The 14,597-nt window shown below is 56.3% G+C and carries 4 protein-coding genes; 1 reads left to right on the top strand and 3 read right to left on the bottom strand.

Going from position 1 to position 14,597, the window contains the following annotated elements:
• The first annotated feature begins 370 nt into the window (after window positions 1-370).
• Complete coding sequence (locus tag PQG83_RS06120; RefSeq protein WP_312747843.1) at window positions 371-4,120, top strand: SUMF1/EgtB/PvdO family nonheme iron enzyme; 3,750 nt, start codon at window positions 371-373, stop codon at window positions 4,118-4,120.
• A 98-nt stretch (window positions 4,121-4,218) separates the two neighbouring features.
• Here the strand turns inward: PQG83_RS06120 and PQG83_RS06125 are convergent, their stop codons facing one another.
• The 3 genes from PQG83_RS06125 to PQG83_RS06135 form a co-directional block, all read right to left on the bottom strand.
• Window positions 4,219-7,032: a PASTA domain-containing protein gene (locus PQG83_RS06125; protein ID WP_312747844.1), complete on the bottom strand. Its 2,814-nt coding sequence runs from the start codon at window positions 7,030-7,032 to the stop codon at window positions 4,219-4,221.
• Between the two features lie 154 nt (window positions 7,033-7,186).
• Window positions 7,187-10,411, bottom strand: coding sequence for a PASTA domain-containing protein (locus PQG83_RS06130; protein ID WP_312747846.1), 3,225 nt, complete (start codon window positions 10,409-10,411; stop codon window positions 7,187-7,189).
• A gap of 301 nt (window positions 10,412-10,712) precedes the next feature.
• Entirely contained in the window at window positions 10,713-14,489 is a 3,777-nt protein-coding gene (locus tag PQG83_RS06135; RefSeq protein WP_312747847.1) for a PASTA domain-containing protein, read from the bottom strand.
• Window positions 14,490-14,597 lie beyond the last annotated feature (108 nt).

A 14,597-nucleotide genomic window follows, 5' to 3' on the forward strand; every position in this document is an offset into this window, starting at 1 on the left:
GAAGTCAATCCATATTTCCCAGAGGTTTCGCTTGCACCGCCCCCCCACTCAGGCATACCCCCCAAATTTGGGATAATGACCGACAGGCTTCAAGAAGGAAGGTCTCTTAGTTTTCAAGTCGTGGACCAGGCCAACAATGGCATCTCCGAGGCAAGACCCAGTAAACTGGTCTCAAAAACCCACGTCGTCCGGGATCAGCACCATGCTTATGACGCGTTCTGTTCATCGTTGCTGGACATATAGGCTCTCACGAAACGAAAGAAAAAGGCCAAAGACGAAATTCTGATGCATCCAGAAAATGGCCCTGGCTTATTTTCTTGCGAGAATTTTCATGAGTAAAATTGACATAGGCCACAGGAGCACGTGAACGGTGTCCGATCGCATTCTACATCACCCCATCCAGAAAAGAGGATCTTTCCACTCTCCCAGCATCTTGCTGCTCTCTTTCCTGTTATGCAGTTTGACCGCATTGCTCCTTCCAATCCAGGCCCACGCAGATACCTCCAGTAGTACCGTGAACGGAAAAGTTCCTGCCCAATATATCGCCGAGACCCAGGGAAAATCCTGGGCCGTCATCATAGGCATTGATAAATATCTGAATCTCGCCGGCCTGGCCTATGCGGTCGATGATGCGAAATCGATGGCACGCATGCTGGGACGTCAAGGATTTACGGTTTCATCCCTCTACAACACTCAAGCCACCAAAAAAGCGATCCTTCAGGAGTTGCGCCACAACCTTGTGACACAAGTACAAAAAAATGATCGAGTGCTCATCTTTTTTGCGGGGCACATCGGAGAGACCCCCGGCAAGGGAAAACAGCAACCCGCAGGCTACATGATGCCCGTCGATACCGAGCCGGGCCTACTTGCGGACACCGCAATCAGTGTGGATCTTCTTCGCGAACTTTCCGAATCACTTCCGGCAAAACAGGTCTTAATTCTCATAGACATTTGTTATGGAGGCATTGCCGGTCGCAGTCAGCGTTCATTCCCCCCCATGACCAGTAATTATCTCAAGATGATTGCCAGTGAATCTGCGCGCCAATTGATCACCGCAGGAGGAACGGGGCAGCAAGCCTTAGCCGGACCGAAGTGGAAACATAGCGTGTTTACGTATTATCTTCTGGAAGGCATTGGAAAGGGAAAGGGTGACCTGAACGGCGATGGGATCATTCCCACATCCGAACTCTTCACCTATCTCGATGAGCACGTGCAATCGGCTGCTCTCACGCATAAACATGTGCAACGACCGGAGATGTGGGGGTTGAGTGGAGATAAGGGAGAATTTGTCTTTATTCCCGAAAAATTTTCCTCCAACCCTCAAGTCGCCAACACCCAAGGAAAGACGAGCAATCCTGCAGCTGGAACGGTCGAGACCATTGTCGGACTCTTAAAGAGTTTTGGAAATCCCCTGGATGTCTTCAACAACGGTCCATCTGGAAAGAGCGAGCAGGCTGATAAACAAAAAACGGTAGAAGAAGAAGCTGCCGCGCTAGAGGCAGAGCGGGAAAAATTTGAATTGCAAGCTCTCCAATCTTTAAAGGAGCAACGGCAGCGGGAGAAGGATCTTCAAGCGCAACTGGCCGAAGCCCAACGTCTGGCCGAGGAGGAGGAACGTCGGCGGGTCGCCGCGGAACAGGCCCGTCAGGAACAAGAAGCGCTCTTAGCGGAACAACAAGCCGCGTTAAAAGCCGAACAAGCCCGCGTGGCCGCCGAAGAAGAGCACCGCAAACAAGTCTTGGCGGAACAAGAACAAACTCGTCTGGCGCAACTGGCCGAAGCTCAACGCCTGGCTGCGGAGGAGGAACGCCGGCGGGTTGCCGCGGAACAGGCCCGCCAGGAACAAGAAGCCCTCTTAGCGCAACAACTAGCCGCGTTAAAAGCCGAACAAGCCCGTGTGGCCGCCGAAGAAAAACAACAACGCCAGCTGGCCTTAGCGCAACTGGCCGAAGCCCAGCGCCTGGCTGCGGAGGAGGAACGCCGGCGGGTCGCCGCGGAACAGGCCCGTCGGGAACAAGAAGCGCTCTTGGCCGAACAACAGGCCGCGTTAAAAGCCGAACAAGCCCGTGTGGCCGCCGAAGAAAAACAACGCCAGCTGGCCTTAGCGCAACTAGCCGAAGCTCAACGCCTGGCTGCGGAGGAGGAACGCCGGCGGGTCGCCGCGGAACAGGCCCGCCGTGAACAGGAAGCGCTCTTGGTGCAACAACAAGCCGCTTTAAAAGCCCAACAAGCCAAGCTCGCCGCCGAGGAAGAGCGACGAAAACAACTCTTGGCACAACGAGAACGGGAATTTCAAACGCAACTGGCCATAGCCCAGCGAATGGTAGCCGAAGAAGAACGTCGACGTGTGGAAGCCGAAAAGGCCAGACTTGCGGCAGAGGAGCAAAAACGAAAACAACTCTTGGCGGAACGGGAACTTACGCGACAAACTCAACTCGCTGAAGCTCGCCGAATGGCCGAGGAACAGGCCAGAATTGAAGCCGAGGAACAGCGCCGCAAGGAAGCCTTGGCTAAACAGGAACTCACCCGCCAAGCCCAACTCGCTGAAGCCCGACGGGTGGCCGAGGAACAGGCCAGAATTGAAGCCGAGGAACAGCGCCGCAAGGAAGCCTTAGCCAGACAGGAACTCACCCGCCAAGCCCAATTGGCTGAAGCCCGACGGGTGGCCGAGGAACAGGCCAGAATTGAAGCCGAGGAACAGCGCCGCAAGGAAGCCTTAGCCAAAGAGGAACTCACCCGTCAAACCCAACTGGCCGAAGCCCGACGAGTGGCCGAGGAACAGGCTCGCATTAAGCAAGAGGCCGCCATGAAAGCCGAAAAGGCCCGACTGGCAGCCCTGGAAGAAGAGCGGGAACAAGTTGCCCGCCTGAAGCAAGAAGCCGCCATGAAAGCCGAAAAGGCCCGACTTGCCGCAGAAGAGCAACAACGCCAGCAGGCGGAGGAAGCGCGTCGCCTGGCCGATTTGGAAGAAGAGCGTCGACGAGTCGCCGCAGAACGTGAGCGTAAGGAACTAGAGGCGAAAGTTACGCAACCACCAATTATTGTCCCGAATGGTGGAAATGAGCCGGCAGGGCCTTCTTCTGGAAGTTCGCTAACGCCTGGGACCCTTTCCGCATCCACCCCTTCTCCCCCATCCCCCTCGGCGATTGAACCATCCTCGAACGAGAATTCAGGGTTTTTCGGATTTTTTAAGAATATGTTTGAAAATGACTCTAGCTCACCCCCAGCGGCCAGTGATCAACCGAAGGTATCCCAACCAGAACCCATTCTTGAGGCACGGCTACATCAACAAGATTTACCTGGCGCCGTGGAGTCCGCCCTCTCAGGAAATGATGACGTCCCCATGATCTTGATTCCCGCCGGAGAATTTAGAATGGGAAGCACTGAGAATCAAATTTCCAGTCTCCTGAAAGACTTTGAAGGAATCCAGTTCAATGCCTTTCAAGCAGAGATTCCTCAACGCCAGGTTAGCCTTAAAGCCTATTATATTGATCAATATGAGGTCAGCTATCGCCGCTATCGTGCATTTCTTGAATCGACAGGTCGGGCAGCCCCTGCGTTCTGGGAAAATGAACGATTCCACAAACCGGATCATCCGGTCCTCGGAGTGACCTGGTATGACGCAACGGCCTATTGCACCTGGGCTGGCAAACGCCTTCCTACCGAAGCGGAATGGGAATACGCCGCCAGAGGACCACAAGGTTATGCCTATCCTTGGGGAAACTCATGGGATCCTCAACGGACCAATACGGCAAGTTATTGGGCAGGCAAAAATTTTTCATCAATGGCGAAATGGGGTGAGTGGATGCAAACCGCGTTGGATCGCGGAAAAGCCGGCCCGTTAGAAGTTGGCACCTTCTCGAATGGAGTGAGTCCATTTGGTATTCATGACATGGCTGGAAATATATCCGAGTGGGTCTTTGATTGGTATACACCGTACGAGAACCAACCGACCCTCATCCATAATCCCGACGGGGCGGACTCCGGGACCATGAAAGTGCATCGTGGAGGATCCTGGAGTGTGAGTTCGATTTTTGCCCGTTCAACCTATCGGGCTCGAGAAAATCCTGAAAAGAGAAGTCCCTACATTGGAATGCGATGCGCCAAATCTTCTCAATAATTTTTTCAATGCATTCCCTGTTCTCACTTAACAGGTCCTAGCCGAATGGCCTCTTGGACTGTTGTCCCCTTACAGCGCTCCCCCTGGGCAAACAGGAACTACTGAATCTCCCAATCTGTGGAGGTTGAGCCTGGGAACCCCACGGCGGAAATCGTTAATCCATTCATCAGCCACACCGCTACCGTCCCATTCCGGCTATTACGCCAAATGACATCCGCTCTGCCATCGCCATTCACATCCCGCGCCTCTGACATCTGCCAGACGGCCGGGACGCCACCCGGAAATCCTGAAGCGGCAATGGTGGTGCCGTTCATTAACCAGATTGCGGTACTGCTGTCAGTCGTATTGCGCCAAATCAGGTCCGCCTTCCCATCCCCGTTCACATCGCCCACACCCGTGACCTTAAAGGCCGTGGAAGCGCTTCCAGGAAAACCTACGGCCGTCACCGACAACCCGTTCATCAGCCATACAGCCACTGCCCCACTGTTGCCGTTGCGCCAGATGACATCCGCCTTGTTATCCCCATTCACATCGCCCACACCCGTGATGTGCCAGGCCTCCGGCACTCCTCCCGGAAACCCTGAGGCGGCAATGGTGGTGCCGTTCATCAACCAGATCGCGGTACTACCATCAGTGGTATTGCGCCAAATCAGATCCGCCTTCCCATCCCCGTTCACATCGCCCACGCCCATGATCTCAAAGGCGAGCGAGGCGCTACCCGGAAAGCCTGTTGAAACAATCGTTAACCCGTCCATCAACCACACGGCCACTGCCCCATTGGTGCCGTTGCGCCAAATAACATCGGCCTTATTATCTCCATTCACATCGCCCACCCCGGCGATGTGCCAGGCCATGGTCACTCCACCGGGAAACCCTGAGGCCGCAATCGTCGTCCCATCCATCAACCAAATTGCGGTGTTGCCATTAGAATTGTTCCGCCAAACCAGATCAGCTTTGCCATTGGCATCGAGATCTCCCAAGGCCGGTGCGGTCCTGAGCGGGACCAAGGTCAAGGCTGTCGTCACAAAAAAGTCAGGGCCCGAGAGCGCAACCGCAGTTCTGGTTTTATTGTTCACATGGATTGTTTCAAACAGAATATTCTTGGAAAATCCTGAGGTCACCTTATGCTGACCTGAAAAATGATACAGGAGGTCAGGCGACGATCCTACCCCAATCGTCTCACTCTCCCGAAAATTCGGTTGTCCGGCCACGGCGCCGGCCGAGACATCCAGGAATTCCGTCGTAGCTCCCGTCGTTGTATTGACCGTATAAATCCGTGCCGGAAACACGGTCGCCCCTCCAGGCACCGGTCGATTGTCGGTAATCGCATAGAGGATCCCGGCTGCATCAAACGCCAGATCCATGAAGTTTCCCAGAAGTTTGGCCTTTTGGGTAGCCACGCCCGTCCTGGGATTAATGGTCACTAACCGGCGGGCACTGTTCACTTCTGACGTCACGACAAGCAAGCCCCATAGCAGACCGGTCCCAGGCTCGGTGGCCAACCCCCGTCCTCCCTCTATTGATTCGCCCGTCGATAAGGACAGAGGGATCGTGGCCAGGGTGGCCCCAGTCTCGGGATTGAGCCGATACAGATTTGGCCGGGCCCCGGACTGTTGCGCAAGCGTCAGCTCTTCCACGGAATACAGCGTGGACCCGACAAACGCCAAACCATGGGTGCGGTGGTTCAGATCCGCAATTTTGGTGACGACTCCATCAGTGCGAAGACGGTAGAGGCTATTCACGAGCGGTCCGATTCTGGGATCATTTTGTACACCCATCAGAAAAACCGGCGGTCCGGAGGAAATGACCAGGGCCACCGAACTTCCCGGAGTCACCTTTATTCCTGGCACTGGTGTTTGATTAATGACGGTCCCGCTGGGCACCGTTTCACTATTGGCGGTCGTCACGGTCCCCACCGTTAAGCCCGCCGCGATCAGAGTCGATTGGGCGCTGCTCTGTGTCAACCCCACGACATTGGGCACGGTCGTTCCCAGCGACACCACCAAAGCAACCGCACTTCCAGGGTTCACAGTTGTGCCGGCCCCCGGGTTTTGACTCATCACTCTACCAGCCGCTACGGTGGCGCTATTGGCCATGGTCACGGATCCCAGGGTTAAGCCAGCAGAGATCAGGGCTTTTTGGGCGTCGGCTTGCGTGCGACCAACCACATTCGGGACTTGTGTCCCTTGGGACACGACCAGGGCCACAGCACTTCCCGCCGCTACCTTTTTTCCGGCTACCGGATTTTGACTAATAACCTTTCCTGTGGCCACGGTGCCACTAATGGCTGTCGTCACTGCACCGACGGTCAAACCAGCCGTGGTAATCGCCGATTGAGCGGCCGCCTGCGTCATGCCCACCACATTCGGGACTGTGCTACCTAGTGATACCACCAGGTCGACCGGACTCCCAAATGCCACCTTGGTTCCCGCCGTGGGGTTTTGACTGATAACCTTGCCTGCCGCCACCGTCGCACTATTGGCCGATGTCACCGTCCCAACTTTCAGCCCTGCTTTGGTCAGATCCTTTTGGGCGTCAGCTTGCTTTCGACCGACGACGTCGGGGACTGCCACTCCAGACACCACCAGATCAACCTTCGTCCCTCGGACGACATTAATTCCTGCTGCCGGGTCTTGAATGATGACAGTACCGGGCGGGACGGTGGCATTATTAGCCGAGGTTACTTTTCCCACCCTCAAATTGGCCTTGATAATATCCGCCTCCGCCTTAGCCTGTGAGCTGCCCACGACATTGGGGACTTCAACGGCTCTTGCCGTCTCAGGTAAGGCACAGGTCAGGAAGAGTAAACTGCCTAGGACCATTAGCTGTAAAACCAGAAACTTGAGGGCCTGACGGGTTCCCTTGTGCGTGCGGTTCAAGATCTGCTGATGCTGAACTTTCATTGCGTCCATGTCGTGTATGCTCCATTCAGCAACAATCGAGGAACCATATAACAAAACACGGTTTCGAATTCATACTCTGGCCCCAGCGATCCCTCTTTCGAATGGCTCTCCTGCTTTTTATTATGGCAGGAGTGGATATGCCTGGATATGCCTTAACCAATGCCTACTGAATCTCCCAGTCTGAGGGAGCAGAGCCAGGGAAACCCACGCTTGAAATCGATGCCCCATTCATCAACCAGACGGCCACGGTCCCGCTCCGTCCATTACGCCAGATAACATCCGATTTCCCATCGCCATTGATATCCCCGACTTGAGAAATCTGCCATGCTAAGGGAACCCCCCCAGGAAAACCGGGGGCAGCAATGGTGGTCCCATTCATCAGCCAGATGGCGGTACTGCCGTCCGTCGCATTGCGCCAGACCAGATCGGCCTTGCCATCCCCATTTACATCGCCGACGCCTGCAATCTCAAATGCCGTCGACGCACTGCCGGGAAAGCCGACTCCCGTGATACCTAATCCGTTCATCAACCACACGGCTACGGTGCCGCTCGCACCATTGCGCCAGATGACATCCGCCTTACTATCCCCATTCACATCGCCCACACCCGCGATTTGCCAGCCCATCGGCACCCCCCCCGGAAAACCAGGAGCAGCGATTGTCGTTCCGTTCATCAGCCAGATGGCGGTACTGCCATCAGTCCTGTTGCGCCAGACCAGGTCGGCCTTCTCATCGCCGTTCACATCGCCCACGCCGGAAATCTCAAACGCCAGCGATGCGCTTCCGGGAAAACCCACGGACGTCACCGACACGCCATTCATCAGCCACACGGCTACGGTGCCACTTGTACTATTGCGCCAAATGACATCCCCCTTACCGTCTCCATTCACATCGCCCACACCCGCAATCCGCCAGGCCGCGGGCACCCCGCCCGGGAATCCTGTAGCTGCGATGGTCGTTCCATTCATCAACCAAATGGCCGTGCTGCCATCTTGGGTGTTTTGCCAGATCAAATCGGTCGTGCCGGACGCATCCAGATCGGCCAACGCCGGAGTACCTGTACCCGTATTCGTTTTCGTGGGTGGCACCAACGTCAAGGCCGTCGTCACAAAAAAGTCCGGGCCCGAGAGCGCAATGGCTTTTCTGGCCTTCGTGGTTCGATGGATCTGCTCAAACAAAATATTCTTGGTAAATCCAGAGGTCACCTTATGTTGACCGGAGAGATGATACAGTAGATCCGGCGACGATCCGACCCCTATGGTTTCACTCTCGCGGAAATTCGGTTGCCCCGCTACGGCGCCGGCCGAGACATTCAGAAATTCCGTCGTGGCCCCCGTCGTCTTATTCACCGTATAAATCCGGGCCGGAGCCACAGCCCCACCGGATACGGGTCGGTTATCCGTGATGGCATACAGCGTCCCGGCCGCATCAAACGCCAGGTCCATGAAGTTTCCAAACAGTTTCGCCTTTTGCGTGGCGACGCCGGTCGTCGGATTGATCGTGACTAACCGGCGGAGAGTATTCACCTCGGAGGTCACCACGAGTAACCCCCACAGTTGGTTGGTTCCGGGCTCCGTGGCCAGACCCCGCCCTCCTTCCAATGATTCCCCTGTCGATAAGGACAGGCGGATCGTGGCCAGCGTGGCCCCGGTGCTGGGATTGAGCCGATACAAATTCGGCGGAGTCCCTGCTTGTTTGGCAAGTGTCAGCTCTTCTACGGAATACAAGTTGGATCCGACATAAGCTAAGCCATGTGTGCGGTGCGTGAGATTTCCAATTTTGGACACCACCCCATCGGTACGAAGTCGATAGAGGCTATTCACCAGGGGCCCGGTCTTGGGATCATTTTGCACTCCCATGAGAAGAACCGGTGGACCGGAGGAGATGACCAAACCGACGCCACTACCTGGTGAAACATTCGTCCCCGCTGTGGGGTTTTGACTGATCACATTTCCCGAAGCCACCGTGTCGCTGAAAACTGACGTCACGTTCCCCACCGTCAAGCCTACACCAGCAATGGCAGCTTGCGCCGCAGCTTGCGATTTGTTGACCACATTGGGCACGGCCGTTCCCACAGATACGACGAGAGCGACCGCACTGCCTGGGGCCACATTAGACCCAGCTGTCGGATTTTGACTGATGACGTTTCCGATGGCCACCGTCTGACTGTTGGCCGATGTCACCGTCCCAACTTTCAGACCTGCCGTGCTCAGAGCTGTTTGAGCACTACCTTTCGTACTCCCGACGACATCGGGCACCTTTGCCCCAAGGGACACAACCAGAGCCACTGCACTACCTGCCTCCACCTTTGCCCCTGCAGCCGGATTCTGACTGATGACCTTGCCCGAGGCCACACTAGAACTATTGGCCTTGGTCACCCTGCCCACAGTCAGGTTGGCTGAGGTAATTTCCGTTTGCGCCGCCGTTTGCGTCAAGCCCACGACATTCGGCACCACCACCCCCGAGGACACCACCAACGTCACAGCACTAGCTGGAGCCACATTGGTCCCGGCCCCCGGAGATTGACTGATGACCGTGCCCGCTGGCACCGTCGTACTGGTCTCCGTGGTCACTGTCCCCACGGTCAAACCGGAACTTTTAATGGCGGCTTCCGCCGCGGCCTGCGTCAATCCGACCACATTGGGCACCTTCGCTCCCAGGGACACCACAAGAGCCACCGCACTGCCCGGAGGCACATTACTCCCCGCAGCCGGCGTTTGACTGATGACCCGTCCGGCCGGCACCGTGGCACTATTGGTTGTCGTCCCTGTCCCCACCGTGAGACCTGCTGCCGTAATGGCGGTTTCCGCTGCGGCTTTGGTCAACCCTATCAGGTCCGGCACCGCGGTCCCCAGCGAAATCACGAGAGTTACGGCATTACCGGGCAATACATTGGTTCCCGCTGCGGGGGTTTGACTGATAACATTGCCGATGGGCACCGTGGCACTATTGGCTGTCGTCCCTGTCCCCACCGTGAGATTTGCTGCCGTAATGGCGGTTTCCGCAGCCGCCTGCGCCAACCCCACCACATTTGGCACCGTCACTCCGGATACCACGAGGTCCACTCGACTCCCCGATACCACATTGATCCCGGCCGCCGGATCCTGACTAATCACTTCGCCGATGGGCACCGTGGCACTATTGGCGGACGTTACGACCCCCACAGACAATTCCGAGCTAATAATTGCCGCCTCTGCATTTGATTGTGGGATTCCGACCACATCGGGGACCTCTACGGCACCTGCCGTGGCAGGTACGCCACAGATGAGAAATACCAGGCACACAAGAAAACCGAACTGCAAAATGATCGAGGCAGGATCTTTTGGCAATTTCTGACAGGTGAAATTCAACATCGTTTCGTTCTGATGCAGAACTTTCATAAGGTTCATATCGTTAGACTCCATTCAGCAAGAATCAGCTGCCCAGTCCACGGCGCCCCAGGCCCGCCTGGCTACACCAGCTACCTACGCGCCTGACCCATGGATTGCCGTTGCTTTTTTCGGTGAAATGAAAAAAAAGGGCTTCGTTGTCTCTGCAATGGGGGAGGGTTGGTCGTGTTGTCAACCAGATGGATGAAAGATTTCTGATCAGAAACACGGAAAAAATAAAACTTACTATAACATGAGAGGGTAGACGCGTTCCATCCTTAACAGGTTGGCCTGCTGGTCCCCATCCGACCGGAATTATTATCTACTGAATCTCCCAGACTGAGGAAGCGGAACCGGGGAAACCCACAGCCGAAATTGACAACCCGTTCATCAGCCAGACGGCCACCGTACCACTCGGGCTATTGCGCCAAATGACATCCGCCTTACCATCCCCATTCACATCACCGACTTGAGAAATTTTCCACGCTAAGGGTACCCCGCCAGGAAAACCGGGGGAAGCAATCGTGGTCCCATTCATCAGCCAGATCGCGGTGCTGCCATCAGTCTGGTTGCGCCAGACCAGGTCGGCTTTGCCATCCGCGTTCACATCGCCCACGCCCGCAATCTCAAATGCTGTCGATGCACTACCGGGGAAGCCGACTCCCGTGATAGTTAACCCGTTCATCAGCCACACGGCTGCGGTACCGGTGGTATTGCGCCAGATGATATCGGCTTTGCCATCCCCATTGACATCGCCCACGCCCGCAATTTGCCAGGCCAAAGACAATCCGCCAGGAAAACCGGAAGAAGCAATGGTGATCCCATTCATCAGCCAGATCGCGGTGCTGCCATCAGTCTGGTTGCGCCAGACCAGGTCGGCTTTGCCGTCCCCATTCACATCGCCCACCCCAGCAATCTCAAACGCCGTTGAGGTACTTCCGGGAAAGCCCACGGATGTCACCGACACCCCGTTCATTAACCACACGGCCAACGTGCCAGTGGCATTCCGCCAAATGACATCCGCCTTGCCATCGCCGTTCAGATCGCCAACGCCTGCGATCTGCCAAGCCAGCGGCACCCCGCCTGGAAAACCTGAGGCCGCGATGCTCGATCCGTTCATCAACCAGATCGCGGTGCTACCATCAGTCGTATTCCGCCAAACCAGGTCGGTCGTACCGGATGCATCCAGATCCGCCAAGGCCGGAAGATTTGGACTCATGGGTGGCACCAACGTCAAGGCCGTCGTCACAAAAAAGTCCGGGCCCGTGATCGAAATTGCGGTTCTGGCTTTATTGTTCAGATTGATCGTTTCAAACAGAATATTTTTAGTAAATCCTGACGTCACCTTATGCTGCCCGGAAAGATGATACAGCAGATCAGATGAAGTCCCCATCCCAATCGTCTCACTTTCTCGAAAATTCGGTTGCCCCGCCACAGCCCCGGCCGAGACATTCAGAAATTCCGTCGTGGCCCCCGTCGTCTTATTCACCGTATAAATTCGAGCCGGAGCCACTCCCCCGCCGGAAACCGATCGGTTATCCGTGATCGCATACAGTGTCCCGGCCGCATCAAAGGCCAGATCCATAAAGTTTCCAAACAGTTTGGCCTTTTGGGTGGCCAGGCCCGAGGTCGGATTAATTGTCACTAACCGGCGGGCATTGTTCACTTCGGACGTCACGACGAGCAACCCCCACAACTGATTGGTCCCAGGCTCCGTGGCCAGCCCTCGAGCGCCCTCTAACGATTCACTCGTGGATAATGAGAGGGAGATTGTTTCCAGCGTGGCCCCGGTATCGGGATTGAGCCGATACATCTTCGGCGGGGTCCCGGCCTGTTGCGAAAGCGTCAGCTCTTCCACGGAATATAGATTAGACCCAACAAAGGCCAAGCCATGCGTACGATGCGTCAGATCTGCGACTTTGGTCACCACCCCGTCGGTGCGAAGTCGGTAGAGGCTATTTACCAGGGGCCCGGTCTTGGGATCATTTTGCACTCCCATCAGAAAAGCCGGCGGTCCGGATGAAATCTCCAGAGCCACCCCACTGCCCGGTTCCACATTCGTCCCCGCCGTCGGATTTTGACTAATCACGGTTCCGAGGGGAACAGTGTCGCTAAAAACCGCCGTTACCGTCCCGACAGTAAGGCCCGCCGTGATCAAAGCCGTTTGAGCAACACTCTGCGTCAAGCCCACGACATCGGGTACCTGAGCCCCTAGCGATACCACCAGGGCCACCGCACTCCCAGGCGCTACATTGTTTCCCGCTGTCGGATTTTGACTAATGACCCTACCAATCGCCACGGTTGGACTCGTGGCGGTCGTCACCGTCCCCACCGTCAAGCCCGCCGTGGTAATCGCGGATTGCGCGGCCGCCTGCGTCAAGCCCACGACATTCGGAACTGCGGCGCCCAGGGAGACGACAATATTCACTGCACTGCCCGCCGTGACGCTCGTGCCTGACGCGGGAGTTTGACTGATAACTCTCCCAATGGGCACCGACGCACTCGTGGCAGTCGTCACCGTCCCCACTGTCAAACCGGCCGTGGTAATCGCGGATTGGGCGGCACCCTGCGTTAAACCGACCACATTCGGCACCACCGGCCCCAGCGACACCACCAACGCCACCGCACTCCCAGGCGCCACATTGTTTCCGGCCCCTGGATTCTGACTGATGACCTTTCCTTCGGAGACTGTCGCACTAGCCTCAGTCGTCACAGCCCCCACTGTTAACCCGACATTCGTAATTGCCGTTTGAGCGGCAGCTTGCGCCAAGCCCACGACATTCGGTACCGCAGTGCCCAGGGAAACGACAATGTTCACCCCACTGCCCGCTGTCACACTCGTTCCCGGTGCAGGAGTTTGACTAATGACCCTCCCAATGGGCACCGACTGACTATTGGCCGAGGTCACCGTGCCCACTGTCAGGCCGGCATTGGTAATCGCCGTTTGGGCAGCCGACTGGGTTAAGCCCACCACATTCGGCACTGCCGGCCCAGTCGACACCACCAGATTCACTGCACTGCCTGGCGCTACGTTGTTCCCGGCCCCTGGATTCTGACTGATGACATTCCCGCTCGGCACCGATGGATGACTGGCTGTCGTAATGGCCCCTACCGTCAAACCGGCATTGGTAATGGCCGTTTGCGCGGCCGACTGGGTCAAACCCACCACATTCGGCACCGCGGTTCCCAGGGACACCACAAAGGCAACAGCACTCCCTGGCTCCACATTGCCTCCCGCTACGGGGTTCTGACTAATGACGATTCCAATAGGCACGGTCGCACTATTCGCGGAGGTCACCGTCCCCACCGTGAGACCCGCATTGGTAATGGCGGTTTGAGCATTGCTTTGTGTGATCCCCACGACATCCGGCACCGACGCGCCCAGGGACACCACCAAGGCTACGGCACTGCCCGCCGCCACATTGGTTCCGGCCGCCGGATTCTGACTGATGACATTTCCAATTGCCACAGTCGTACTATTCGCCATCGTCACCGTGCCCACCGCAAGGTTGGCACTGGTAATCGCCGATTGCGCCGTGCCTTGGGGCAATCCCACGACATTTGGCACCGCGATACCCAAAGACACCACAAAGGCCACCGCATTACCCTGAAATACAGGGGTCCCCGCCGCCGGATTCTGACTGATGACGTTTCCAATAGGCACGGTCGCACTATTCGCGGACGTCACCGCCCCCACTGTGAGACCGGCATTCGTGATAGCAGTTTGGGCATTGCCCTCTGTGACCCCAACCACATTCGGCACCGCCACACCAGAAATCACAAGGTCCACCGGACTGCCCGGCACCACATTGATCCCAGCTGCCGGATCTTGGTTGATGACGTTGCCAATGGGCACACCACCATCAATGACTGCCGTCACAACTCCCACAGTGAGACCGATGTTTATAATCTCTGATTCTGCTGTGGTCTGTGGGCTCCCGATAAAATCAGGGACTTCCACGGCTCTTGCTGTTGCTGGAAAGATAAAGTTGAGGAAAACGAGGCTTACGGGAACCAGCAGCCAAAGAAAGATCACCTTGTGACCTTTTGGCAACTTCTGGTGGGTTAGATTCAACCCGTTCAGGTGCTGAACCTTCATCACCCCCCCGGCGGACTCGGTCGTGGAATAAACTACGTGGGCGAAAGATACCTGATTATGAGCATAAGAGAAATAAAATGTAAGCTAAACTGTCAAAGGATGAGAAAC

It is taken from the genome of Candidatus Nitrospira neomarina, assembly GCF_032051675.1.
Lineage (GTDB): Bacteria > Nitrospirota > Nitrospiria > Nitrospirales > UBA8639 > Nitrospira_E > Nitrospira_E neomarina.

What these genes read in the sequence shown, in the direction of transcription:
- PQG83_RS06135 (WP_312747847.1), bottom strand. Translation starts at nt 14,489, where the DNA reads ATGAAGGTTCAGCACCTGAACGGGTTGAATCTAACCCACCAGAAGTTG.
- PQG83_RS06130 (WP_312747846.1), bottom strand. Translation starts at nt 10,411, where the DNA reads ATGAACCTTATGAAAGTTCTGCATCAGAACGAAACGATGTTGAATTTC.
- PQG83_RS06125 (WP_312747844.1), bottom strand. Translation starts at nt 7,032, where the DNA reads ATGGACGCAATGAAAGTTCAGCATCAGCAGATCTTGAACCGCACGCAC.